Here is a 20,795-nt window from a genome sequence, read left to right as displayed (position 1 = left end):
GTACAAGACCACCAACTGGCATAGCTACAATCAAGCGCTGAGGCTTTGTCGCAAACTTCTGCGGTTGACGCGAGGAGGGGCGGAGCCAGACGTTGCGTTCATCCAACAACACCAGATAGAGGTGGAGCGATGATCTCGTTCAAGGGCGCGCAGTTTCCGAAGGAAGTGATCCTCTTCGCAGTGTTCTTCTATGTCCGCTACACGGTCTCGTATCGTGGCCTCGAAGAGATCATGGCCGAGCGAGGCGTACGAGTTGACCATGCGACGCTGAACCGCAGGGTGACCAAGTACTCGCCGCTGATCGCAGTTTCGGCTCGGCGGCGGAAAGTCCCGGCGGATCGATCCTGGCGGATGGATGAGACCTACATCAAGGTAAAGGGTGAGTGGGTCTACCTCTACCGAGCTGTCGACAAGCTGGGCAAAACCCTTGATTTCATGCTGTCGAAGCGGCGCAACAAGACGGCTGCGACCAAGTTCTTCGCGCGCGCCCTTGAGGTGAACGGCCTGCCTCGCAAGATCGTCATTGACCGCGGCGGAGCCAATACCGCAGGGATCACCGCGGTAAACCGCATGCTCCGGAACTTTGGATGCCCGATCCCCATCGAGATGGTCCGGATCAAATATCTGAACAACATGGTCGAACAGGATCACCGTACCATCAAGAAGCGCATTCGTCCGATGCTGGGGTTCAAGTCCTTCGTCTCCGCGTCGGCAACGCTCGAAGGGATTGAAGTCGCGAACATGATCCGCAAGGGGCAGTTCACACCCGGACTATGCCCTTTTGCCCAATTCGCCGCTCTGGCCGCATAAGTCAGTATGTCCAGTGGCTTCGCCGGCACGACGTCAAAGTTTGCGACAAAACCACCGCTGGCGCCGGCGGTGCTGGAAATCATATCGGATAACGAAGCCCTGATTACCGTGACCGAAGGCCGATACCATCAGGTTCGCCGTATCTTCGCCGCTGCGGGCAATTTCGTCGAGACCCTTCGACGTGAACGTCTGGGCAATCTTTGCCTGCCAGACAGCCTCGACCCCGGGGAGTGGAGGCTGCTTGGCAAAGAAGAGATCGCCCTGGTCTTCCGATAGTTCTTCGGATTGGCTCAGATCACCCCAAGCATACGCATCGCTTCGGCAACCCGCACGAAACCGGCGATGTTGGCGCCCAGGACATAGTCGCCGGGCGCGCCATACTCATCGGCAGTTTCAGCACAACGATCATGGATGCTCTTCATGATCTGTGCCAGCCGTTGTTCGGTCTGCTCAAAGCTCCAACGGTCACGGCTGGCATTCTGCTGCATTTCCAGTGCCGACGTTGCAACGCCCCCCGCGTTCGCCGCCTTGCCGGGCCCGAACAGGATGCCGGCCTCGCGCAGGATTCGGATTGCTTCGGGGGTGCAGGGCATGTTCGCGCCTTCGCCGACAGCCAACACACCGTTCTTGACCAGTGACTTTGCATCCTTGCCCGTCAATTCGTTCTGGGTGGCCGAGGGCATCGCCACATCACAGGGCAAATCCCAAATTGATCCTTTGTCGGTCGACACGAAATGCGCGCTATCCCCGCGAAGCCGGGCATATTCCGAAATGCGCTTGCGGCGCACGGACTTGACTTCCTGAAGCAAGGACAGGTCAATCCCAGCGTCGTCTATGACATAACCGCTGGAATCCGAACAGGCGATGACCGTGCCGCCAAATGACTGCACTTTCTCGATGGTGTGGATGGCCACATTTCCCGCACCGGACACGACCACGCGCTTGCCGTCGAAATCGGTCTGGCGCGTTTCAAGCATGGCCTTGGTAAAATAGGTGTTGCCGAAACCCGTTGCCTCGGTCCGAGCGCGGGATCCACCGTAGGCAATGGCTTTGCCGGTGAATACGCCCGACTCATAGCGGTTGGTCAGGCGCTTATACTGGCCGAACATGTATCCAATTTCGCGCCCGCCTACACCGATATCGCCGGCTGGTACATCGGTCTGCTCGCCCAGATGGCGGTGCAGTTCGGTCATGAGCGATTGGCAGAAACGCATGATCTCGCCATCGGATTTACCCTTGGGATCGAAATCCGTACCGCCCTTGCCGCCACCGATCGGTAGGCCGGTCAATGCATTTTTGAAGATCTGTTCGAAGCCCAGGAACTTGATGATCCCCAGGTTGACCGAGGGGTGGAAACGCATCCCGCCCTTGTAGGGGCCGAGGGCCGAGTTGAACTGGACGCGAAAGCCGCGATTGATCTGGACGTTGCCCTGATCGTCCACCCAGGGAATGCGAAAAATGATCTGACGCTCTGGCTCACAGATGCGTTCGATGAGCGCTTGCTCAAGATAATCGGGGTTCTTTGCGACCACGCGCCCGAGGCTTTCCATCACCTCGTGGACGGCCTGGTGAAATTCCGGTTCGCCGGCATTGCGCCGCATCACTTCGGCAAGGATCGGTTGCAGCTTTTCATCGATATTGTTCATGTACTTCGTCGCTTTAGGGGGAATGTCAAAGGGGTGCGGAAAATGTGTGCGTCAGCAAGGCAAATGCACATTTATTAATCCATCTATTTGATCCTCAACCGCTGTGCAATCCGGCCTCGGTCAGGATGAGGTCGAGAGGGATATCGTGGGGTTGCGGGTAGATGGTTTTGAGCTGTGCCGACTTGAAACCAATGCCGATGACAAAAGGTTTCGGGTCAAGCGCCGCCAATGTCCGGTCGAAATAGCCCCCGCCATAGCCGAGGCGATAGCCATCCGCCGTCCAGCCGACGAGGGGGGCAAGCGCGATATCGGGCCGGACGACGGGGGCGTCCGGCGGCGGAACGGGTATGTTCCAATCGCCGCGCACCATACGGGTTTCGGGCGTCCAGCGGCGAAAGGTGAGCGGGGCCGCCCTGGTTTCGACCAGTGGCAGGGCGACGGTTATACCGGCCTTGTGAAGCTCGACCATCAGCGGGCGCAGGTCGGGTTCGCCCTTGATCGGCCAGTAGGCGGAAAAGACTTTGCCCGGTGCCCCGCCGAAGCGGTCTTTCAACACCTGTCGCAGATGCCCGGCCAGCGCCTCGCCGATCTCCTTGCGTTCAGCAACCGACAGTGCCAGACGGGCGGCGCGCAGACGGGTGCGTTCGGCCTTGCGCCAACGCGCGACATCACGTGCCTGCTCGGGATCGACAGCCAGCGGATCGAAATACTCTGGTGCGACCTCGGCGGCATAGCAGGGCGGTGAGGAAAAGCCGCTTTGGCAGCGGAAGCTCTTGAAGTCGTCGCTCATGATATCGCCGTGAAACCGTTACGGATTGGGCCCTTCAGGATATGCCGGGCCTGCGCGACCATGGCGTTCAGACGTGCGGCCGCAGGGACGACATCGGGGATGTTTCCCGCGCCCTGACCGGCATAGAGCGCCATCGCTTCCAGATCGCCGGTTGTGGTGCGCAAGGGTGAATCCGTGCTGAAGCGCAGACGGGGCTGATCGTCGTCATGGGCGATGGTCTCGCGCGGCAGGCTGTCCGGGTCCTGACCCAGGTAATTGCCCTTGAGACCCTCCGTCACGCTGTTGCCGATCACCCGCACCGTAGCGCCCTTGGGCCAGTTCAGAACGAACACATCGGTCAGCACCGTATCTTCGCCCGTGGCCTCGACGATGCGAGACTTGTGATAGGAATGCGCAAAGGATTCTTCGGTCGCCAGAAAGGCGGTGCCGCATTGCACGCCGCTGGCCCCGATCGCCAATGCGGCGGCAAGCCCTTCGCCCGTCGCGATCCCGCCCGAGACGACGACCGGCAGGTCGGTCCCGGCCAGTATCCGTTCCGCCAGCCCGAAGGCGGGACTTCGTCCGTGCACATGGCCGCCCGCCTCGATCCCCTGTGCGATGATCACATCCGCCCCGGCAGCTTCGGCCATCCGCGCGGCGGCCTCCGTTCCGACCTGATGCAATACGAGACATCCCGCGTTTTTCACCCGCGCCACCACATCCGGCATCACATCCCAGAAAAAGCAGAAGGCCGTCACACCAAGATCGAGGCAACAGGCGATCTGTGCCTCAAGCAACTGCGGCTCTGTCGCCGCCGGGATCAGGTTGACGGCGAAGGGCCGGTCCGTCGCCGCCCGCATCGCGGTGACCTCCCGTGTGATCAGGTCGATGGGTTCGCGCACCATCCCCAACATCCCATAGCCGCCCGCATTGGCCACCGCCGCCGCCAGTTCCCATCGGGACACGCCGCCCATGCCCGCCAGCAGGACGGGTGCCTCGCATCCAAGCAGATCGCAAAGCGGCGTTCGCAGAGGTTCCGCACTATGTTGGTCTGTCATTTTTCCCCTCCCTTTCCAACCATCGGCGCAGGCAGTCCCGCAGCACGACGGCGTTATTGTGTTCCTCGTCCTTAGAGGCATAGAGCAGCGTGACGACATCGCCCTGCGCGTAGCCGGCAAGCTCACACACCAAATCTTCGCGCGTGGCGAGTTCCGCCCGGTAGCGCGTACTGAAGTCCTGCCACTGATCAGGATTGGCATGAAACCAGTGTCGCAACGTATCGCTAGGCGCGATGTCCTTGCACCAGTCGAACAGCCGGGCGCGGTCCTTCGCCACGCCGCGTGGCCAAAGCCGATCGACCAGAATCCGCTTGCCGTCCGACACCCGCGCCGCGCGATAGATCCGCTTGACGCGGATACGCTCGCCGGGGGTGTCGGGGATGGGGGTCCTTGCAGGGGGCATCAGCTGTCCGGTTGGCCCGTGTCGCCGATCATCTCCACCGCCTTCAGCGCGTGGGCCCAGGCCGCCCCGGCGCGCATTTCGGATGCAACCCAGATGGCTTCCATGATCTGTTCGCCCGAGGCCCCCTCACGCTTGGCCGCCTTGACGTGGCCTTCGATGCACCACGGGCATTGAGTCACATGCGCCACGGCCACCGCGATGAGCTGCTTGGTGCGTGTATCGAGCGCCCCTTCGGAGAACACCGCTTTCGAGAACGCGCGGAATGCGTCTTCGGCATCGGGTGCCAGGGCATGACGCCGGTCGACAAGGTCCCTGGTAGGTTTTGGGAGGTGTAGCTCAGACATGGCCCGTCTCCCGCGTTTCGAATTGCGGAAACAGCACATCGTTTTCCAGCCGGATATGCTCTTCGAGGTCGTCAAGGAATTCACCGACCCCGGTATAAAGCCGCGTCCAGCTTCGGCAGGCGCCGTCCGGCAATGTCAGGTTGTTGGTCAGGTGCCGGATTTGGCCGACTTCGGCTTCGTGGTTGTCATGATCCGCGCGCATTGCCGCAATCGGCGCATCCAGCCCCGCCGCCGCGTTGCGAATGGCGGGGAACAGGATCAGTTCCTCTTTCTTCATGTGAACTTCCAGGTCACCGATCATCCGGTGCAATAGGTCGGCCAAACCCGCGGGAACCTCCGTTTGCCCGGCATGGACCGCTTCGACCTTTTCCGACAAGGTCGCCAGTTCAGGAAGCTGGGCACGGTGTTTTGCGTGATACTCGGTCTCGATGAAACTGGTCAGGTCGCTCGGGTCTTGCGGGGGCATTGGTTTTGTCATGTTCGTATCCTCGGGTCAGAGCAGTGATGGAATTGTCCGGGGCTTCGCATCCTCGACCGCCATATGCAGCGAGCGTGCGATCCGCTCGGCGCGTTCGATGACATGCGCCGCGCCTTCGGGCGGGCAGGTTTCGGCCGCGGTTTCGCGGAACAGCGTCAGCCAGCGGTCGAAATGATCCCAATCCACGGGCAGGCCGACATGCGCCGGGACCGGGGCTCCGTGATACCGGCCCGTCATCAAGGCGACCGAACACCAGAAGGCCACCATGCGCTCCAAGTGCGGGCCCCAATCCGAAATCCGTTCAGCGAAGATCGGGCCAAGCGCCGGATCCGCGCGCACCTTGCCATAGAAGCAATGCACCAGTTCGGTCAGCTTTTCTTCGTCCAGCCCGGTCCGCGCCATGATCTCGGCAGTCATTTGCGGGCGGGCGGAATTGATCTGTGAGACGGCAGTCGACATGGGGCCCTCGGGAAATTGGTCTTGAGTCTCATGCTATCTCTGCTAAATAGGTGTTGTAAATTCCAATTTGAAGATCTGCGGGATGCCATGAACCTTACCTCCTTCACCGACTACGGACTTCGAATGCTGATGCGGATGGCGAGCGCGCCCGACCGGGCGTTCTCAACGGCAGATTTGGCAGAGGAGTTCAAACTGTCGCGCAACCACCTGGCGAAGATCATGCAACGGCTCGCGCAGGCAGACATCGTCGAGACCCGACGCGGGGTGAATGGGGGCGCTGTCTTGCGATCCAGTCCGGCCGACATCCGGCTTGGCGACGTCGTGCGGCTGCTCGAACAGGGACAGTCGCTCGTCGAGTGTTTCGGGCCGGATGGCGGAGACTGTTCGATCGAGAGATGTTGCCGCCTGAAATCCCGGCTTCGACAGGCGGAGCGTCAGTTCATCGCCGATCTGAACAGATCCACGCTCGCCGATATCGCCCTTCCCGAACGGGCGGCCGCATGACGAAGAAAGGCAGATCAAGATGACAGCATCGTTGTCGGTTTCCGAACGTCGGGTTGGCATGGCCCTGTCGGTCCTGTTGGCCCTGATGGGCCTTGCCATGGCTGCATCGGCGCGTCACGGGGTCATGTCGACCCACGGGTTCATGGCGCTCGGGCTCGGGATCGCGCTCGCATTTCTGCTCGGCGGCGCGCTTTATGATCCCGAACCACCGGCCAATCGGTTGCAGCGCTACTACGACGCGCCGACCCGTTTCGGACTCGTCATGACACTGATCTGGGCGATGATCGGCATGGGAATCGGAGTCTGGGTTGCAGCGCTCTTGTACTGGCCAGAGGGAACGCCTCCTTGGCCGGCTACCAGCTTCGGTCGACTGCGTCCCGTGCACACCACCGGGATTATCTTCGGCTTTGGCGGCAACGCGCTGATCGCCACGTCTTTCCACGTCCTGCAACGCACCTCGCGCGCGCGGCTCGCCGACAATCTGAGCCCCTGGGTCGTGCTCATCGGCTACAACCTGTTTTGCGCCTGGGCCGTCACCGGCTATCTGATGGGGTCAACCCAATCCAAGGAATATGCCGAGGCCGAATGGTATGCGGATCTTTGGCTGGTGGTGATCTGGGTGACGTATTTCGTCTTGTATATCCGCACGCTTGCCCGCCGGAACGAGCCGCATATCTATGTCGCCAACTGGTATTACCTGGCCTTCATCCTCGTCGTGGCGATGCTGCACATCGTCAACAACATCGCCCTTCCCGTGCGCTGGACGACTGCAGAGAGCTTTCCGATCTGGTCGGGCGTGCAGGATGCCATGGTGCAATGGTGGTATGGCCACAATGCGGTTGCCTTCTTCCTGACCGCGGGGTTCCTCGGGATGCTCTATTATTTCCTCCCGGTACGTTCCGGGCGACCGATCTGGTCCTACCGCCTGTCGATCGTCAGCTTCTGGGGCATCACCTTCTTCTATATCTGGGTGGGCTCGCACCACCTGCATTACACCGCGCTGCCTTACTGGGCGCAGACGCTCGGCATGACGTTCTCGGTAATGTTGCTGGTGCCAAGCTGGGCCTCGGCGGGCAACGCCATCGCCACTCTGAACGGCGCATGGCACAAGGTGCGCGATGACGCCACGCTGCGCTTCATGTTCGTGGCCGCGGTGTTCTATGGGCTGTCGACCTTCGAAGGATCGTTCCTCGCCATTCGCCCGGTCAATTCGCTGTCGCACTATACCGACTGGACCGTGGGCCACGTCCATTCCGGCACACTTGGCTGGGTGGCGATGATCGTCTTTGGCGCGATCTATACGCTCGTTCCTCAGCTCAGTGGCAAGACGGAGATGGCGTCGCCACGGGCCGTCGAATGGCACTTCTGGCTCGCCGTCGCCGGAACACTCGTCTACGTCGTGTCGATGTGGAATGCCGGCATCACGCAGGGGCTCATGTGGCGGGCCTATAACGAGAACGGCGCGCTATCCTACAGTTTTGTCCAGTCGGTGGAGGCGATGGCCCCCTATTACCTGTTGCGCACCATCGGCGGCGGGCTGTTCCTGACCGGGGCTGTGATCTGCGCTTGGAACTGTCGCGCCACGATGCGCGGAACGACGGGGGATGCCACCGACCGCCCCCTTGTCGCGCAGCCGGCGGAGTGAGCCCATGCTGAAACTGCACTATAATCTGGAAAAAATCTCCATGGGGCTGGTGGCCGCAATCATCGTGGCCGCTTCGATTGGCGGGATCGTGGAAATCGCGCCACTGTTCACCATCGACGAGACGGTTGAGCTTCCCGATGACCTGCGCCCTCATACGCCATTGGAACTGGCGGGCCGCGAGATCTATATCCGCGAGGGTTGTTATGCCTGCCACAGCCAGATGGTGCGCAGCCTGGCCGATGAGGTGGACCGCTACGGTCCCTATTCGCTGGCCTCGGAAAGTGCCTACGATCACCCGATGCTCTGGGGATCGAAGCGCACCGGCCCGGATCTGGCGCGACTGGGCGGCAAGTATTCGGACGACTGGCATGTGGCGCACCTGATCGACCCTCGCAGCGTGGTGCCGGCCTCGATCATGCCGTCCTACCCTTGGCTGACGCGTCCCCTTGATACCGATCTGTTGTCTGACGCGCTGGCCACGCTGGCCCGGCTTGGCGTACCCTATGACGAGGACATGATCGCGGCGGCGGAAGCCGATGCCCTGGCGCAAAGCCGCCCCGACAGCGACGCGGTGGACGGATTTCTGGAGCGTTACGGCGAACGTCCTGCGGCCCGTGTCTTCGATGGCAATCCGTCTCGCCTGACAGAGATGGATGCGCTTTTGGCCTATCTCCAGTCGCTGGGCTCCTTGACCGATGCGCCCTACCGGATACTGGCGGAGGGATCCCAATGACCCATGACATGCTGGTCTATCTGTCCAAGACGGTTGGCCTGATCTGGCTTATGGGATGCTTCCTGATTGTCGTCATCCGCGCCTACAGCCCGTCACGGCGCAAGGCCTATGACGCCGCCGCCCGGTCCGTGCTGCCTTCAAAGGAGGGCGGAGATGACTAACCCGACCGATCCGAGGCAACTGCCGGGCGCCGATCCTCATACGGGCAATCGCAAGACCGATCCGGTCACCGGCTACGACACCACGGGGCACGACTGGGGCGGTATCACCGAGCTCAATACCGCGTTCCCGAAGGTCGTGATCTGGGCACTGGTGCTGACGTTTCTTTATTCGGTCGTTGCCTGGGTTCTCTTGCCCGCCTGGCCGACCGGACGCGATTACACACGTGGCTTGCTCGGGCTGGACCAGAGCGAAGAAGCGATCAAGGGCTTCAACAGCCTTGCCGACAGGCGGCAGGACTGGCTGTCTCGTTTCGAGGGCGAGAATTTCGTCGCTCTGCAATCCGACGCGACACTGATGGCGACCGCAATGCCCGTCGCCGCGCGCCTGTTCGCCGATAACTGCGCGGCTTGCCACGGCACGAACGGGCAGGGAGGGCCGGGCTTTCCGGTCCTGTCGGACGACACGTGGCTCTGGAGCGGTGACGCCGGAGAAATCGCCACGACGATCCGTCATGGCATCAATGCCGACGATCCCGACACCCGCTATGCCGAAATGCCGGCCTTTGACTGGATGGAGCGGTCTGATCGGTTAGCCTTGGCCGATTTCGTTTCCGAGATGCCCGGTGGAGCTGTCGATTTCGAAAGTTCCGTGGGCACGGTCTTCGCAGAGAATTGCAGTTCGTGCCACGGTTCGACAGGGGACGGCGGTCTCGAAATCGGCGCACCGTCCCTTACGGATGAGGCCGTGATTTATGGACAGGACCCGGGAACGGTGATGCAAACGCTCCGACGCGGGCGTCATGGGGTGATGCCGGCTTGGTCGGGTCGCCTGTCAGAGGCCGAAATCAACCTCCTGGCGCTCTATGTGGCCCGGCTTGGCCAATCTGTAGGAGGCGAACAATGAGGCCGGCCGTACAAAAACGGTTGGCGGTCGGCGCGGCGCTGGCCGCCGTCCTGCTGTTCCTCGCCGCGAATGCGCATCTGCTGACCGTTGCCCTGCGATCGCAGCCGGATTGCCGCGAAACGGCCGGGGCGATGCCTGCCAGGCGGTCCTGCTGAAAAGGAGAACGGGATGCTGGAACCACTACCAACCTTGCGAAACCCGGATCGGCCGGCCTCGCCCCACGCACGCAACCTGCCATCGACTTCGGCGGCGGACTGGTTGCGAGCAGGTTGGCGTGATGTCCGCAAGGCTCCGTGGTCCAGCCTTGCCTATGGGCTGTTCCTGACACTGGTATCCTATGCGGTCCTCTGGGCGCTCAACGCTAGCCATCTCTTGTATCTCGCGCTGCCCGCGATCTCCGGTTTCCTGATTGTCGGTCCGTTCCTGGCGATCGGGCTTTACGAGAAAAGCCACAGGCAGGCGCAGGGTGAACAGGTTTCGCTTTCCGACATGCTGGTGTTCCGGCCGGCGTCGGGCGGGCAATTGGCCTATGCGGGATTGCTGCTCGGACTGCTCGTCCTGTTCTGGCTCAGGGCTGCGGACCTGCTCTATGCGCTGTTTTTTGGCCTTAGCCCGTTCCCCGGCGCGGAGGAGGCGTTGACCAACGCATTGACGACGCCACGGGGATGGGCGCTAGTTATCACCGGTACCCTGGTGGGCGGGTTGTTCGCGGCCTTCGCCTTCGCGATCAGCGTCTTTTCCATTCCCATGCTGGTGTCGCGCAAGACCGATGCGCTGACCGCCATGGGGCTGAGTTTTGTCATGGCGGTGCAAAATCTGCGCCCCATGCTGGTTTGGGGTCTGTTTGTCGCCCTGGGATTGGGCCTGTCAGTCGTAACCGGCCTGATTGGGCTGATCGTCCTGTTCCCGGTTCTTGGTCACGGCACCTGGCATGCTTACCAGGCAATCGCAGGTGAGCGGCAGTGAGCTTCCTGTTGCTCATACCTCTCTCGCTCGGACTAGGTTTGCTAGGTCTCTGCGCGTTTTTCTGGGCGCTCAGAAACGGACAGTTCGATGACCCTGATGGTGCCGCGTGGCGCATCATCCCCCCTCATCACCCACTCGAAATGGAAGGAAAACCCGATGGCAGATTGGCTACCGACACTTAAAACGGCAACGCCCGAAGAGGGTTATGACCTTGCGGTAAAGCTTGCACGCGTCGCTGTGAAGCTGACCCAACCAGACGCCGAGGTGCGCGACCGGTTGCGGCCGGAATACGCCGAAGACTCCGATGCCCTTATCGCTGTCAGCCAGGTGGTCGCGACGCATTTCGCCACCGTCGCGTCGGCAAATGACTACTGGCAAGACAGGACATGACCGACGTTGAACGACGCGGGGACCAATTCGTCGTCGATGCGCTGGTTCTGGCCGACGCGTTTGACCTGTCCGTCGAAGAAACCCGTCACCGGATGCAAGGCGGGCAAATCGCATCTCTTTGCGAAACGGGAGAGGGTGAGGACGCGGGCCGTTGGCGATTGACATTCCGTCACCAGAGCCGCGCCCTGCGGTTGATCGTGGATGCCCGTGGCGAGATTCTGGGCAAGAGCACGTTTCCAGTCGGTCATCCGAACAGGGCTGTCCAAGCAAGATAACGTGGAACCTGCCACAACCAGGCGCGCCAAAACCTGAGGGCGAAACATTTCTGCGAACCTTTCTGACTCTGGCGCATCAAAGAGACAGGTGGCCACGACTGTGGCACCCCAGACATTGAAAGGAAGCAAAATGAAATCCGCTCTCACTCTCGCCGCGATCGCGCTCACTTTGTCCACGGGCAATGCCCTTGCCCATGACGAGGACGCCGCTGCAGATGTCACCCCCGGGCGCGCCCTATATCCAGGTCAGCGATGCGCTGCCCCTGCCGGAATTCATCCCGGCTCTCGGCACGCTGTTCGTTGACCCGGATACGCTCCCAGCCGGCCCGTTCCTGGCCTATGACCATTACGGCAAGCTCTCGGCCACGGTATACATGACGCCGTTGGAAGATCTGTCGAACGGGACCGCCTACGACGGTCTGGGGATCGGCAGTCACACGGTGTCCGGCGTCGACGTCTACTTCAACGCCGGGCATCCCGGCGTGGACAGGGCCCATGCCCATGTCGTGCTTTTCCATGACGAGGACGCCAAATCGAGGCTCGCCGAATGATACGGGGACGCCGAGAGTTTCTTAAGGTCGGGGGTGGCGTGATCGCCACCCCCGGCTTTCCGTGTGTCACATTGGCGGGCCCTGTTGAAACCATTGAGATGAGGGGAACCGCCCGGGGAGAGCATGTCTGGTTCGCACCGGTTGGCCTTGCGGTGGCCCCGGGCACGACCTGGCCTGCCACTGAACTTTCATCCAGCCGCGACCGGAGCCCGGTTGGTGTTGATCCGCACCCCAGAGCTCTACCGCCCTTAGGCAGAGTTTCCCGGCTTTGCTCAGGGTGACGGGCTGGTGACGCCCCCTGATTTCGTCAGCGTGATCGGAGCCTTGTTCCCGATCGCGCCGTGTGGCCGTTCCTCATTGTAGTATCTACGCCAAGCCTCCAACTTTTCGGTCGCATCCGCAAGGGTGAGGAACCAATGCTGGTTCAAGCACTCGGTCCGGAACCGGCCGTTGAACGCTTCGATGAATGCATTGTCGGTCGGCTTGCCGGGGCGCGAGAAGTCGAGGGTCACGCCACGCTGATAGGCCCAGAGGTCCATGTCGCGAGACACGAACTCGGTGCCCTGATCGACTCGGATAGTCTTCGGATAGCCTGTCTGTCGGCACACCCGGTCCAGCGTTGCGACCACATCCTCGCCGCGGTAGCTGAACCGGACATCGAGCACTGGCACGTGAGCCGTGAGAAGGTGTCGATGACTGTCAGAACCCTCAGCTTCTTGCCTGTCGCAAGCTGATCGTGAACAAAGTCCATTGCCCAGACGTCGTTCGGGCCGACCGCCTCGGCGCGGTCGTCACGCAGCTTGGCCTTCACACGGCGCTTCGGCGTCTTGTTCCTGAGTTGCAATCCCAACTCCCTGTAAATCCGATAGACTTTCTTGATGTTGATGTTCCAGCCCTCACGTTCGAGCAGGACGTGAACGCGCCGGTAGCCATACCGCACGCGCGTTTCACAGATCTCCCGGATCCGCTTGGCGACAGCAGCCTGATCGGCGCGGCGAGACTTGTAGTGGAACGTCGAACGGTCGAACCCCATAGCCCCACAGGCCTTTCGGATCGAGACCGCCCAATCGCTACACATCCCGCGAACCAGTTCGCGCTTGCGATCAGGCTTCAGAGCTTTCGGCGGATGACGTCTTGCAACATCTCCCGATCCAGCGTCAGGTCCGCGACGATCTTCTTCAACCTGGCGTTCTCATCCTCGAGCTGCTTCAGTCGTCGCATCTCGTCAGGCAGAAGGCCCGCGTATTTCTTCTTCCAACTGAAGTAGGTCGCCTGGCTGATCCCTGCCTTCCGACAGATCTCCGCGACCGGCGTGCCTTCCTCGCCTTGCTTCAAAATGAACGCTTTCTGCGCGTCCGAAAATTTGCTCGCCTTCATGCGAATCCACTCCTCTTCCAGCCAAGGAAGCGTAGCGGAAAACTCCAGCTTCAAACGGTCCAGTTTCCGGGGATCAGATCACTGTGTCTACGCATACGCGGTAAATCCAGATACGGACATTCTTCTTCTCGATGAGCCGGACGCCCATCTTCATTCGAGCCTTCAAGGTGTTCTAATAGACGCGCTGGATGCGCTCATCGAAACTAACGGCAAGCAGGTTTTCGTAGCCACGCACTCGCGAGAGGTTCTGCTTGGCGCGCCTTTGAACAAGATCATCTCGTTCGAAAAAGCCAAGCGGACATACCTCACCAATGAGGCCGATAGAGTGCGAATGTTTTCCGGCCTCGGTGAGATTTATGATCCTTTCATCGACCGGGTTCGAAAGACCAAGCGCATCGTCTTCGTCGAGAACATTTCTGACATGCGGGCCCCAAAGCATTTCGCAGTCGCCCTTGGGCGCCCCTTGCCGGAACTTGAACCTTACGCCACCACAGACAGCCACAAGGACAGGCGCAAGTTTTTCCAGAAACTCGAGAAGGGAATTCCCGGTATTCGCGCCCTAAGCTTGCGGGATCGTGATGGCGCTCCTCTGAATACCGTTTGTGATGCGACGCTTCGCGACAAGACTGACGGTCACGGGCTGGCAAACTTCTCGTCGCGAACCTTGCGCCGGCGCGAAATCGAGAATTACGCGCTTGTCCCAAGGTGTCTTGCAAGAACACTCGGAGTCAACGTTGCAGACCTCCGAGAGTGGTGGGAAACGGATCTCTTCTTGCCATGCTCTGAGGCGCCAGCGACTGATGCGGGACCTGTGCTGGATGGGGATTTCAAGAAGCAACTCGCGGAGAGGCTCGGGCAGAACGGCAAGAAGATGGATGACGTCTGGGCCGAGATGAAGGCGGATGAGATTCATGACGATTTTAAGGGACTAATCGCCCAGATCGAAGGGCTTTAGACGATCAGATGTTCGCGCGCAGTGAAGAGAGCTTGAAGCCCGCCAACATGTGCAGCGTCATCCATCAACTGCTTGTAGGGAAATGTTGTTTCGCCTCTCATTGCGAATGCCGTTCGCAATGAGAGGCTAGTTAAACCATGAGAGTGACCGTTTTCTTCGAAGCTCGATCATCCAGACGACCCAAAGCCAAAGATTGGTTTCTGCCTCTTTTGTCGTGCCGAGATTAGTTGCTGAAGACCGAGCCTAAAGTCGAAGTCGAGCTAAGAAGAGGACATACCCAGGTGAAGACTTCCCGATAATTAGAAGTCGACAACGAGTCTGAAAAATCAAAAAGGAGCTCTCGAAAGGCCGAGAATCTCTCGCGTTCGCCTTGTAGGCCCGAAACGCCAGAAACGAAGCCTAATGGGCGTTTCGCGGAAACTTACGGGCAGCGCGAAGCATTTTGCGCTGCCCTACACCCGATCAGAAATCAAGGTTCTCCACCGCCAGGGCGTTCTGTTGGATGAACTCGCGGCGGGGTTCCACGACGTCGCCCATCAGCTTCGAGAAGATGTCCTCGGCCTCGGCCACGTCCTCGACTCGCACCTGAAGCAGGGTCCGCGCGGAGGGGTCAAGTGTGGTTTCCCATAGCTGCTCGGGGTTCATTTCGCCCAAACCCTTGTAGCGCTGCAGGCTCAGGCCCTTTTCACCCTCGTTCAAGATCGCGTCGAGCAGTTCGAGCGGGCCGTGGATCAGGATTTCGCGCTCTTTGCGCACCAGCTTCGCCGGGCGGTCGTAGACCTCTTGCAGCTGCTCGGTCTGGCTGCCGAGACGGCGCGCTTCGCCCGAGCGCAGCACGGCACCGTCGAGCGTGCGGACCTCTTCCACGCCGCGCAGAACGCGGGCGAGGCGGATGCCGTGATCCTGCGTCGGACGGCCCTGCCAGCCGCGCTCGTATTCCAGAGCGACGAGGTCGAGGCGCTCGGCCACCGAGTTCGCGACGCCCTGCGCGTCTCCGTCGATCTTGCCCGGCACCATCGCGCCTGCGATCGCCGCCTGCTCGAGGATGTGATGCGGGTAATGGGTCGGGAAGGTCGCGAGAATGCGCTTGATCAGGCGCGCCTCTTCGACGACGCGCTTGAGATCCTGACCGGAGATTTCTTCGCCGGTGTTGAGCCGCAGAATCGCCCCCTCGACGCCCATGTCGATCAGGTAATCCTCCAGCGCGGTCTGATCCTTTAGGTAGACCTCGGACTTGCCGCGCGCGACTTTGTAAAGCGGCGGCTGCGCGATGTAGAGGTAACCGTGCTCGATGATCTCGGGCATCTGGCGAAAGAAGAAGGTCAGCAGAAGCGTTCGGATGTGCGCACCATCGACATCCGCATCCGTCATGATGACGATCTTGTGGTAGCGCAGCTTGTCGATGTTGAATTCGTCACGACCGATTCCGGTGCCGAGCGCGGTGATCAGCGTGCCGATCTGATCCGAGCTGAGCATCCGGTCGAAGCGCGCGCGCTCGACGTTGAGAATCTTACCGCGCAGCGGCAGCACCGCCTGGTTCTTGCGCTCGCGGCCCTGCTTGGCTGAACCGCCCGCGGAGTCACCCTCGACGAGGAAGACTTCGGAGAGCGACGGATCCTTCTCCTGACAGTCGGCGAGCTTGCCGGGCAGGGAGGCCACATCCATCACCGTCTTGCGGCGCGTGAGTTCGCGTGCCTTGCGAGCAGCTTCCCGGGCCAACGCAGCCTCGATAATCTTGCCGACGATCTGCTTGGCCTCGTTCGGGTTTTCCTCGAACCATTCGGCGAGTTTCTCGTTCACGAGGTTCTCGACCGCCGGACGGACCTCGGAGGAGACCAGCTTGTCCTTGGTCTGGCTGGAGAATTTAGGATCGGGCACTTTCACCGAGAGCACGCAGGTCAGACCTTCGCGCGCGTCGTCGCCGGTGAAGTCGACCTTCTCGCGCTTGGCGATGCCGCTTTCCTGCGCGTATTTCGTGATCGTGCGGGTCAGCGCCCCGCGCAGGCCCGCCATATGGGTGCCGCCGTCACGCTGCGGAATGTTGTTGGTGAAGGGCAGCACGGTTTCGTGGTAGCTGTCGTTCCACCACATCGCGCATTCGACGCCGATGCCGCGCACCTCGCCGACCATGTAGATCGGGTCCTCCATCACGGCGTTTTTCGATCGATCCAGATATTTCACAAATTCCCGAACGCCGCCTTCGTAGTGCAGCTCGGTCTTGAGCGGCTCGGCGGGGCGCTCGTCTTCGATGATGATACGGACGCCGGAGTTCAGGAAAGCCAGTTCGCGCAGACGCTTTTCCAGCGTGGCGAAGACGAACTCACGGTTCGAGAAGGTACCCTCGGGATCGTCTTCCTTGCTCGACGCGAGGAAGCGCACCTCGGTGCCGCTCTCGTTCGGGGCCTCGCCCACGACATGCACATGCTCGACGCATTCGCCATGCTCGAAGCGCGCCTTGTGGATCTTGCCGTCGCGCCAAACCGTCAGTTCCAGCCAGTCCGACAGCGCGTTCACCACCGAGACGCCAACCCCGTGCAGACCGCCCGACACCTTGTAGGCGTTGCCGTCGTCGTCGGTGTTGTTGAATTTCCCGCCGGCGTGCAGCTGGGTCATGATGACCTCGGCCGCGGAGACGCCTTCTTCGGCGTGAATGTCGACGGGAATCCCGCGCCCATTATCACGCACGGAGACCGAAGAATCCGCGTGAATTTTCACGGCAACGTAGTCGGCGTGACCCGCGAGAGCCTCGTCGATCCCGTTGTCGACGACCTCGTAAACCATGTGGTGCAGGCCCGAGCCGTCATCGGTATCGCCGATATACATTCCGGGCCGTTTCCTAACGGCCTCCAAGCCTTTGAGAACCTTGATGGAATCGGCGCCGTATGCGTTCTTCTTCGGGGTGTCGTCGGTCATGCCTGCCCGTCCTTTATCTGTTGCCGGTTTTATATCGGCTGGGCCCGGGAATGTCACGCGTCAGACACAAGATTTAGGGGGTCACGTCACGGCGATAAGAAGGCCGACGAGGATCATCAGCCCACCCGCGATCCGGTTGAGCTTTGCGAGCTTGCCGCGGCTTTGTACAAAGGCGCGGATGCGGCCCACGAAGGCGGCGAGGATAAGGTTGCCGGTCAGCGGTACGATGGCCGAGATCAGACTGACCGTGGCGATGTCGATCCAGGTCATCGTGGCGATCGGAAAGAAGCCCGGCAGGATGCCCATGTAGAACAGGATCGCCTTGGGATTGCCGATGATCACGATGAGCCCGGCGACGAAGCCCGCCCACATGCCCGGGCGCGTCAGGCGGCTGTCGGAGCTGATCTGATGTTCGGCATGGCGGATCAGGAGCGCCCCCATCCCCACGAACATCGCGACCGCCACCCAGCGCAGCGCATCGAGGAACCAGCTGAATTCGCCGACCAGCCACGATACGCCCAAGATTGCGAGTGCGGGCCAGACCATGTCGCCCACCGTCACGCCAAGCGCGAGCGGCCATGCAGAGGCGAACCCGCCGGCCATCGCGCGAGCGAGAAGGGCGAGCCAGACCGGCCCGGGGGTGAGGAAGAGAACCAGAAGCGCGCCGGTGTAGAGCGCGATCTGCGATAAGGTGAGGGTCATGGGAGGGTAAGGCTTCCGTCGTCGGCCAGCGGCCAGAAGGGATTATGGGCAAGTTCCCAGACATGGTGGTCGGGATCGGCGTAATAGCCCGCATAGCCGCCCCAGAAAGTCTTCTCGGGGGCTTTCAATTCGGTTGCGCCTGCCTTGAGGGCGGCAGCGAAAGCGGCGTCCACGTCTTCGGGGCTGTCGAAGTTCTGCGCCAGCGTCATCGCGCCTGTGCCGAGCCTTGCGCGGGTAAGGCCCTGATCGGCGGCCAGCGCCGGCAAGGAGAACAGGCTCAGCGCCATCCCGTGCAACTGGTAGAAGGCGACGTCCTCCTGCTCGGCATGGGGCTGCCAGCCGAGCGCTGCGTAGAAGCGCTTCGACTGGTCGAGATCGGCCACGCCCAGCGTGATCAGCGTCACACGTTGCTGCGGATAGCTCACGGCATAGCCTCCCTCACCTCAGAGCCCTGCGGCCCCTCGACCACTTCGAGATATTGCCCCCGGTCTCCGAGCGCGTCGAACAGCTCAGCTCCCGTGCCGGTCATCAACACCTGCGCGCCCATCGCGCAGATTTCGTCATAAAGCGCCGCGCGCCGGCCGGAGTCCAGATGGGCGGCGACCTCGTCGAGCAAAAGCACCACATCCTCGCCCGCAAGCGCCCGCGCATTGGCGAGGATCAGCGAGATCAGCAGCGCCTTCTGCTCCCCGGTAGAGCATTGCGCGGCGGGGGCATCTTTCTCGACATATGTGGCGAGCAGATCGGCCCGGTGCGGCCCCTCCAGCGTCCTGCCCGCTGACATGTCGCGCGGGCGATTGGCGTCGAGGGCTGCGGCCAGATCCCCGGGGCCTTCGTTCTCGAGGACCAGATGCGCTGCTGGAAACGCCGTCGCCGCATCCGCCTGCGCCTGCATGATCCGCGTGAGGGCTTCAGCGCGGTTCGCCCGGATCGCAGCGCCAGCTTCGGCCATCTGCGCCTCCAGCGCGTGATACCAGTTCGGATCGCGGACCATGTCCTTGAGCAAGCGGTTCCGCTCGCGCATCGCCTTTTCATAGGCCAGCGTGACCTCGGCATGGGCGGGGGTGAAGCTCATCACCATCCGGTCGAGAAACCGCCTGCGCCCTTCGGCCCCTTCGATCCAGAGCCGGTCCATCGAGGGCACCAGCCACAGCACCCGCAGAATCTGCGCCAGTGCCACCTGCGGCGCGGCTTTGCCATCGATCTCGACCCGGCGGGACTCGCCGGGCAGGGCGGAGGTCTCGATCTCATGGGTGTCGGTGACGGCGCGCAGCTTCCAGCCAACGGCTTCGGCGCGGCGCATCAACTCGTCGGCCTGCGCCCGGCGCAGCCCACGCCCGGGTGAGAGCAGCGACACCGCCTCAAGGATATTCGTCTTGCCCGCGCCGTTGGGCCCGTAGATTGCCACGGGCCGCCCGTCGAAAGCGATTTCGGCACGACGATGCGAGCGGAACTGCAATATCTTCAGTTCACGCAGCATCGCGCCTCTTCTTCTCGATGGAAATATCCCCGCCGGAGGCTTCCGTCAGGCCTCACACGCGCATCGGCATGACCACATAGACCGCCGAAGTGTCGCCACCTTCGCGCATCAGGGTCGGATCGCCCGAGGAATTGAACAGGAAGACGGCATTTTCGCGATCGACCTGGCTCGCGATCTCGAGCAGGTATTTCGCGTTGAAACCGATCTCCAGCGGCTCGTCGGCATAGGCCACGACCAGCTCTTCTTCCGCGGCACCGGCATCGGGTGCGTTGACCGAAAGTACCAGCTTGTCGGCTTCCAGAGCCAGTTTCACCGCGCGCGACCGCTCCGACGAGACGGTCGCCACACGGTCCACCGCTTTTGCGAATTCCGATGCGTCGACTTCCAGCTGGCGGGTGTTCCCGGTCGGGATGACGCGGGTGTAATCGGGGAAGGTGCCGTCGATGACCTTCGAGGTCAGCGTGATCACCGGGGTCGCGAAACGGACCTTGGTTTCCGAGACCGAGACCGCGATTTCCTGATCGTCGTCCTCCAGCAGCTTGCGCAGCTCGTTCACCGTTTTGCGGGGCACGATCACGCCGGGCATACCCGAGGCGCCTTCGGGCAGGCCGGAATCGATACGCGCCAGACGGTGACCGTCGGTGGCGACGCAGCGCAGCACCTGACCGTCTTCGCCGGTCGCGATATGCATGTAGACGCCGTTGAGGTAATAGCGGGTCTCTTCAGTCGAGATCGCGAATTTCGACTTGTCGAACAGGCGCTTGAGCACCCCGGCCTTGGCCGTGAAATTCGCGGTGTATTCCGAAGAAGCCATCACCGGGAAGTCTTCCTTCGGCAGCGTGGCGAGGTTGAAGCTCGACCGACCGGCCTGCACGTTCAGACGCCCGGCAGCCGGGTCGTCCGAGATCGAGACCAGCGCGCCATCGGGCAGTTTGCGCACGATTTCATGCAGCATGACCGCCGAGACCGTCGTGGCCCCGGCCTGTTCGACCTGCGCGGGCGCCTTGTCGACCACCTCGATATCGAGGTCGGTGGCGCGGAACTGGACAGTGTCGCCTTCGGCTTCGATCAGCACGTTAGCAAGGATCGGGATCGTGTTGCGGCGTTCCACAACGGATTGCGCTTGCGAGACGGCCTTGAGCAGCGCGGCGCGTTCGATGCTGAATTTCATGTCGATCCCTCACGACTTTCCGGGGCTGGCAAGGTAGCACCTCGCGCCACCGGCACAACGGTTTTCGCAGACATTCGGTCGCTTTGTCCGGAGCGTCAAGC

26 protein-coding genes and 2 pseudogenes are annotated in these 20,795 nt (G+C 61.6%); 15 read left to right on the top strand and 13 right to left on the bottom strand.

Translation table 11 applies throughout. The features are described 5' to 3' along the window. Positions 1-129: 129 nt before the first annotated feature. Both DEM26_RS16135 and DEM26_RS16130 read left to right on the top strand, forming a co-directional pair. Entirely contained in the window at positions 130-810 is a 681-nt protein-coding gene (locus DEM26_RS16135; RefSeq protein ID WP_109172834.1) for an IS6 family transposase, read from the top strand. A gap of 6 nt (positions 811-816) precedes the next feature. Then, complete coding sequence (locus DEM26_RS16130; RefSeq protein ID WP_199224680.1) at positions 817-1,086, top strand: hypothetical protein; 270 nt, start codon at positions 817-819, stop codon at positions 1,084-1,086. Between the two features lie 14 nt (positions 1,087-1,100). On the opposite strand, the gene gdhA is transcribed toward DEM26_RS16130, so the two are convergent. The 7 genes from gdhA to DEM26_RS16095 all read right to left on the bottom strand — a co-directional run bounded on the left by gdhA (position 1,101) and on the right by DEM26_RS16095 (position 5,967). Next, on the bottom strand, positions 1,101-2,456 hold the full coding sequence (gene gdhA, locus DEM26_RS16125; RefSeq protein ID WP_075777607.1) for an NADP-specific glutamate dehydrogenase: 1,356 nt from the start codon (positions 2,454-2,456) through the stop codon (positions 1,101-1,103). Positions 2,457-2,550: 94 nt separating this feature from the next. Then, positions 2,551-3,246 (bottom strand): 5-formyltetrahydrofolate cyclo-ligase, encoded by a 696-nt coding sequence (locus tag DEM26_RS16120; RefSeq protein ID WP_075777606.1) that lies wholly within the window; start codon positions 3,244-3,246, stop codon positions 2,551-2,553. Then, positions 3,243-4,283: an NAD(P)H-dependent flavin oxidoreductase gene (locus tag DEM26_RS16115; RefSeq protein ID WP_109172833.1), complete on the bottom strand. Its 1,041-nt coding sequence runs from the start codon at positions 4,281-4,283 to the stop codon at positions 3,243-3,245. Before DEM26_RS16115 ends, DEM26_RS16120 begins: the two co-directional genes overlap by 4 nt. Further along, entirely contained in the window at positions 4,267-4,686 is a 420-nt protein-coding gene (locus DEM26_RS16110) for a DUF488 domain-containing protein (RefSeq protein WP_109172832.1), read from the bottom strand. The genes DEM26_RS16115 and DEM26_RS16110 overlap by 17 nt, the downstream gene beginning before the upstream one ends. Further along, positions 4,686-5,030 (bottom strand): carboxymuconolactone decarboxylase family protein, encoded by a 345-nt coding sequence (locus tag DEM26_RS16105; protein WP_075777604.1) that lies wholly within the window; start codon positions 5,028-5,030, stop codon positions 4,686-4,688. The genes DEM26_RS16110 and DEM26_RS16105 overlap by 1 nt, the downstream gene beginning before the upstream one ends. Continuing rightward, positions 5,023-5,508 carry a hemerythrin domain-containing protein gene (locus tag DEM26_RS16100; RefSeq protein WP_009573823.1) on the bottom strand — a complete coding sequence of 162 codons (486 nt, stop codon included), beginning with the start codon at positions 5,506-5,508 and terminating at the stop codon, positions 5,023-5,025. Before DEM26_RS16100 ends, DEM26_RS16105 begins: the two co-directional genes overlap by 8 nt. A gap of 15 nt (positions 5,509-5,523) precedes the next feature. Further along, a complete protein-coding gene (locus tag DEM26_RS16095) occupies positions 5,524-5,967 on the bottom strand; it encodes a group III truncated hemoglobin (protein WP_088736313.1) in 444 nt (147 codons plus the stop codon). A gap of 87 nt (positions 5,968-6,054) precedes the next feature. Here DEM26_RS16095 and DEM26_RS16090 point away from each other — a divergent pair, with 87 nt between their 5' ends. From DEM26_RS16090 to DEM26_RS16045, 11 genes are all read left to right on the top strand, one after another. Continuing rightward, positions 6,055-6,471 (top strand): RrF2 family transcriptional regulator, encoded by a 417-nt coding sequence (locus DEM26_RS16090; protein ID WP_088736316.1) that lies wholly within the window; start codon positions 6,055-6,057, stop codon positions 6,469-6,471. A 19-nt stretch (positions 6,472-6,490) separates the two neighbouring features. Further along, positions 6,491-8,116, top strand: coding sequence for a cytochrome-c oxidase, cbb3-type subunit I (gene ccoN / locus DEM26_RS16085; RefSeq protein WP_088736312.1), 1,626 nt, complete (start codon positions 6,491-6,493; stop codon positions 8,114-8,116). 4 nt (positions 8,117-8,120) lie between these two features. After that, positions 8,121-8,849, top strand: a complete 729-nt coding sequence (ccoO, locus tag DEM26_RS16080; RefSeq protein ID WP_088726074.1) for a cytochrome-c oxidase, cbb3-type subunit II — start codon at positions 8,121-8,123, stop codon at positions 8,847-8,849. Further along, a complete protein-coding gene (locus tag DEM26_RS16075; RefSeq protein ID WP_075777599.1) occupies positions 8,846-9,010 on the top strand; it encodes a cbb3-type cytochrome oxidase subunit 3 in 165 nt (54 codons plus the stop codon). Before ccoO ends, DEM26_RS16075 begins: the two co-directional genes overlap by 4 nt. Continuing rightward, positions 9,003-9,914, top strand: coding sequence for a cytochrome-c oxidase, cbb3-type subunit III (gene ccoP / locus DEM26_RS16070; RefSeq protein ID WP_158275141.1), 912 nt, complete (start codon positions 9,003-9,005; stop codon positions 9,912-9,914). Before DEM26_RS16075 ends, ccoP begins: the two co-directional genes overlap by 8 nt. Next, complete coding sequence (locus DEM26_RS20600) at positions 9,911-10,069, top strand: hypothetical protein (protein WP_167733414.1); 159 nt, start codon at positions 9,911-9,913, stop codon at positions 10,067-10,069. The genes ccoP and DEM26_RS20600 overlap by 4 nt, the downstream gene beginning before the upstream one ends. Before the next feature lie 13 nt (positions 10,070-10,082). Further along, a complete protein-coding gene (locus tag DEM26_RS16065; protein ID WP_075777597.1) occupies positions 10,083-10,880 on the top strand; it encodes a DUF2189 domain-containing protein in 798 nt (265 codons plus the stop codon). Further along, the gene (gene ccoS / locus DEM26_RS16060; RefSeq protein WP_075777596.1) at positions 10,877-11,062 is read left to right on the top strand and encodes a cbb3-type cytochrome oxidase assembly protein CcoS; all 186 of its coding nucleotides are present in this window, start codon (positions 10,877-10,879) and stop codon (positions 11,060-11,062) included. The genes DEM26_RS16065 and ccoS overlap by 4 nt, the downstream gene beginning before the upstream one ends. Then, positions 10,977-11,270, top strand: a complete 294-nt coding sequence (locus DEM26_RS16055; protein ID WP_233243146.1) for a hexameric tyrosine-coordinated heme protein — start codon at positions 10,977-10,979, stop codon at positions 11,268-11,270. The genes ccoS and DEM26_RS16055 overlap by 86 nt, the downstream gene beginning before the upstream one ends. Next, positions 11,267-11,545, top strand: a complete 279-nt coding sequence (locus tag DEM26_RS16050; protein WP_075777594.1) for a DUF6522 family protein — start codon at positions 11,267-11,269, stop codon at positions 11,543-11,545. The genes DEM26_RS16055 and DEM26_RS16050 overlap by 4 nt, the downstream gene beginning before the upstream one ends. 215 nt (positions 11,546-11,760) lie before the next feature. Further along, the gene (locus DEM26_RS16045; RefSeq protein ID WP_199224679.1) at positions 11,761-12,096 is read left to right on the top strand and encodes a hypothetical protein; all 336 of its coding nucleotides are present in this window, start codon (positions 11,761-11,763) and stop codon (positions 12,094-12,096) included. A 272-nt stretch (positions 12,097-12,368) separates the two neighbouring features. Here the strand turns inward: DEM26_RS16045 and DEM26_RS16035 are convergent. Then, positions 12,369-13,473 (bottom strand): annotated as a pseudogene (locus DEM26_RS16035) (IS3 family transposase). On the opposite strand from DEM26_RS16035, the pseudogene DEM26_RS20895 reads away from it, so the two are divergent. Both DEM26_RS20895 and DEM26_RS16030 read left to right on the top strand, forming a co-directional pair. Beyond that, positions 13,433-13,708 (top strand): annotated as a pseudogene (locus DEM26_RS20895) (AAA family ATPase); the annotation flags it as partial. The pseudogenes DEM26_RS16035 and DEM26_RS20895 sit on opposite strands and share 41 nt — an antisense overlap. 27 nt (positions 13,709-13,735) lie before the next feature. Next, on the top strand, positions 13,736-14,428 hold the full coding sequence (locus DEM26_RS16030) for a hypothetical protein (RefSeq protein ID WP_369907860.1): 693 nt from the start codon (positions 13,736-13,738) through the stop codon (positions 14,426-14,428). 462 nt (positions 14,429-14,890) lie between these two features. Here DEM26_RS16030 and gyrB read toward each other — a convergent pair whose 3' ends face one another. The 5 genes from gyrB to dnaN all read right to left on the bottom strand — a co-directional run bounded on the left by gyrB (position 14,891) and on the right by dnaN (position 20,694). Next, positions 14,891-17,341: a DNA topoisomerase (ATP-hydrolyzing) subunit B gene (gene gyrB, locus DEM26_RS16025; RefSeq protein WP_075776770.1), complete on the bottom strand. Its 2,451-nt coding sequence runs from the start codon at positions 17,339-17,341 to the stop codon at positions 14,891-14,893. Between the two features lie 81 nt (positions 17,342-17,422). Beyond that, positions 17,423-18,043, bottom strand: coding sequence for a LysE family translocator (locus tag DEM26_RS16020; RefSeq protein WP_075776771.1), 621 nt, complete (start codon positions 18,041-18,043; stop codon positions 17,423-17,425). Next, complete coding sequence (locus DEM26_RS16015) at positions 18,040-18,468, bottom strand: VOC family protein (protein ID WP_075776772.1); 429 nt, start codon at positions 18,466-18,468, stop codon at positions 18,040-18,042. The genes DEM26_RS16020 and DEM26_RS16015 overlap by 4 nt, the downstream gene beginning before the upstream one ends. After that, positions 18,465-19,523 (bottom strand): DNA replication/repair protein RecF, encoded by a 1,059-nt coding sequence (recF, locus tag DEM26_RS16010; protein WP_075776773.1) that lies wholly within the window; start codon positions 19,521-19,523, stop codon positions 18,465-18,467. The genes DEM26_RS16015 and recF overlap by 4 nt, the downstream gene beginning before the upstream one ends. Positions 19,524-19,575: 52 nt before the next feature. Continuing rightward, positions 19,576-20,694, bottom strand: a complete 1,119-nt coding sequence (gene dnaN / locus DEM26_RS16005; protein WP_078521612.1) for a DNA polymerase III subunit beta — start codon at positions 20,692-20,694, stop codon at positions 19,576-19,578. Between the last annotated feature and the right edge of the window lie 101 nt (positions 20,695-20,795).

Origin of the sequence: Thioclava sp. NG1, assembly GCF_003122275.1 — a bacterium.
Lineage (GTDB): Bacteria > Pseudomonadota > Alphaproteobacteria > Rhodobacterales > Rhodobacteraceae > Thioclava > Thioclava nitratireducens.
The sequence above is the reverse complement of the archived record's forward strand: the minus strand, read 5'-3'. Positions and strand labels throughout refer to the sequence as shown.

Bases quoted from the DNA above. Each gene is read 5' to 3' on its own strand.
- DEM26_RS16135 (WP_109172834.1), top strand. From the start codon at position 130: ATGATCTCGTTCAAGGGCGCGCAGTTTCCGAAGGAAGTGATCCTCTTC.
- DEM26_RS16130 (WP_199224680.1), top strand. From the start codon at position 817: ATGTCCAGTGGCTTCGCCGGCACGACGTCAAAGTTTGCGACAAAACCA.
- gdhA (WP_075777607.1), bottom strand. From the start codon at position 2,456: ATGAACAATATCGATGAAAAGCTGCAACCGATCCTTGCCGAAGTGATG.
- DEM26_RS16120 (WP_075777606.1), bottom strand. From the start codon at position 3,246: ATGAGCGACGACTTCAAGAGCTTCCGCTGCCAAAGCGGCTTTTCCTCA.
- DEM26_RS16115 (WP_109172833.1), bottom strand. From the start codon at position 4,283: ATGACAGACCAACATAGTGCGGAACCTCTGCGAACGCCGCTTTGCGAT.
- DEM26_RS16110 (WP_109172832.1), bottom strand. From the start codon at position 4,686: ATGCCCCCTGCAAGGACCCCCATCCCCGACACCCCCGGCGAGCGTATC.
- DEM26_RS16105 (WP_075777604.1), bottom strand. From the start codon at position 5,030: ATGTCTGAGCTACACCTCCCAAAACCTACCAGGGACCTTGTCGACCGG.
- DEM26_RS16100 (WP_009573823.1), bottom strand. From the start codon at position 5,508: ATGACAAAACCAATGCCCCCGCAAGACCCGAGCGACCTGACCAGTTTC.
- DEM26_RS16095 (WP_088736313.1), bottom strand. From the start codon at position 5,967: ATGTCGACTGCCGTCTCACAGATCAATTCCGCCCGCCCGCAAATGACT.
- DEM26_RS16090 (WP_088736316.1), top strand. From the start codon at position 6,055: ATGAACCTTACCTCCTTCACCGACTACGGACTTCGAATGCTGATGCGG.
- ccoN (WP_088736312.1), top strand. From the start codon at position 6,491: ATGACAGCATCGTTGTCGGTTTCCGAACGTCGGGTTGGCATGGCCCTG.
- ccoO (WP_088726074.1), top strand. From the start codon at position 8,121: ATGCTGAAACTGCACTATAATCTGGAAAAAATCTCCATGGGGCTGGTG.
- DEM26_RS16075 (WP_075777599.1), top strand. From the start codon at position 8,846: ATGACCCATGACATGCTGGTCTATCTGTCCAAGACGGTTGGCCTGATC.
- ccoP (WP_158275141.1), top strand. From the start codon at position 9,003: ATGACTAACCCGACCGATCCGAGGCAACTGCCGGGCGCCGATCCTCAT.
- DEM26_RS20600 (WP_167733414.1), top strand. From the start codon at position 9,911: ATGAGGCCGGCCGTACAAAAACGGTTGGCGGTCGGCGCGGCGCTGGCC.
- DEM26_RS16065 (WP_075777597.1), top strand. From the start codon at position 10,083: ATGCTGGAACCACTACCAACCTTGCGAAACCCGGATCGGCCGGCCTCG.
- DEM26_RS16055 (WP_233243146.1), top strand. From the start codon at position 10,977: ATGGTGCCGCGTGGCGCATCATCCCCCCTCATCACCCACTCGAAATGG.
- DEM26_RS16050 (WP_075777594.1), top strand. From the start codon at position 11,267: ATGACCGACGTTGAACGACGCGGGGACCAATTCGTCGTCGATGCGCTG.
- DEM26_RS16045 (WP_199224679.1), top strand. From the start codon at position 11,761: ATGTCACCCCCGGGCGCGCCCTATATCCAGGTCAGCGATGCGCTGCCC.
- gyrB (WP_075776770.1), bottom strand. From the start codon at position 17,341: ATGACCGACGACACCCCGAAGAAGAACGCATACGGCGCCGATTCCATC.
- DEM26_RS16020 (WP_075776771.1), bottom strand. From the start codon at position 18,043: ATGACCCTCACCTTATCGCAGATCGCGCTCTACACCGGCGCGCTTCTG.
- recF (WP_075776773.1), bottom strand. From the start codon at position 19,523: ATGCTGCGTGAACTGAAGATATTGCAGTTCCGCTCGCATCGTCGTGCC.
- dnaN (WP_078521612.1), bottom strand. From the start codon at position 20,694: ATGAAATTCAGCATCGAACGCGCCGCGCTGCTCAAGGCCGTCTCGCAA.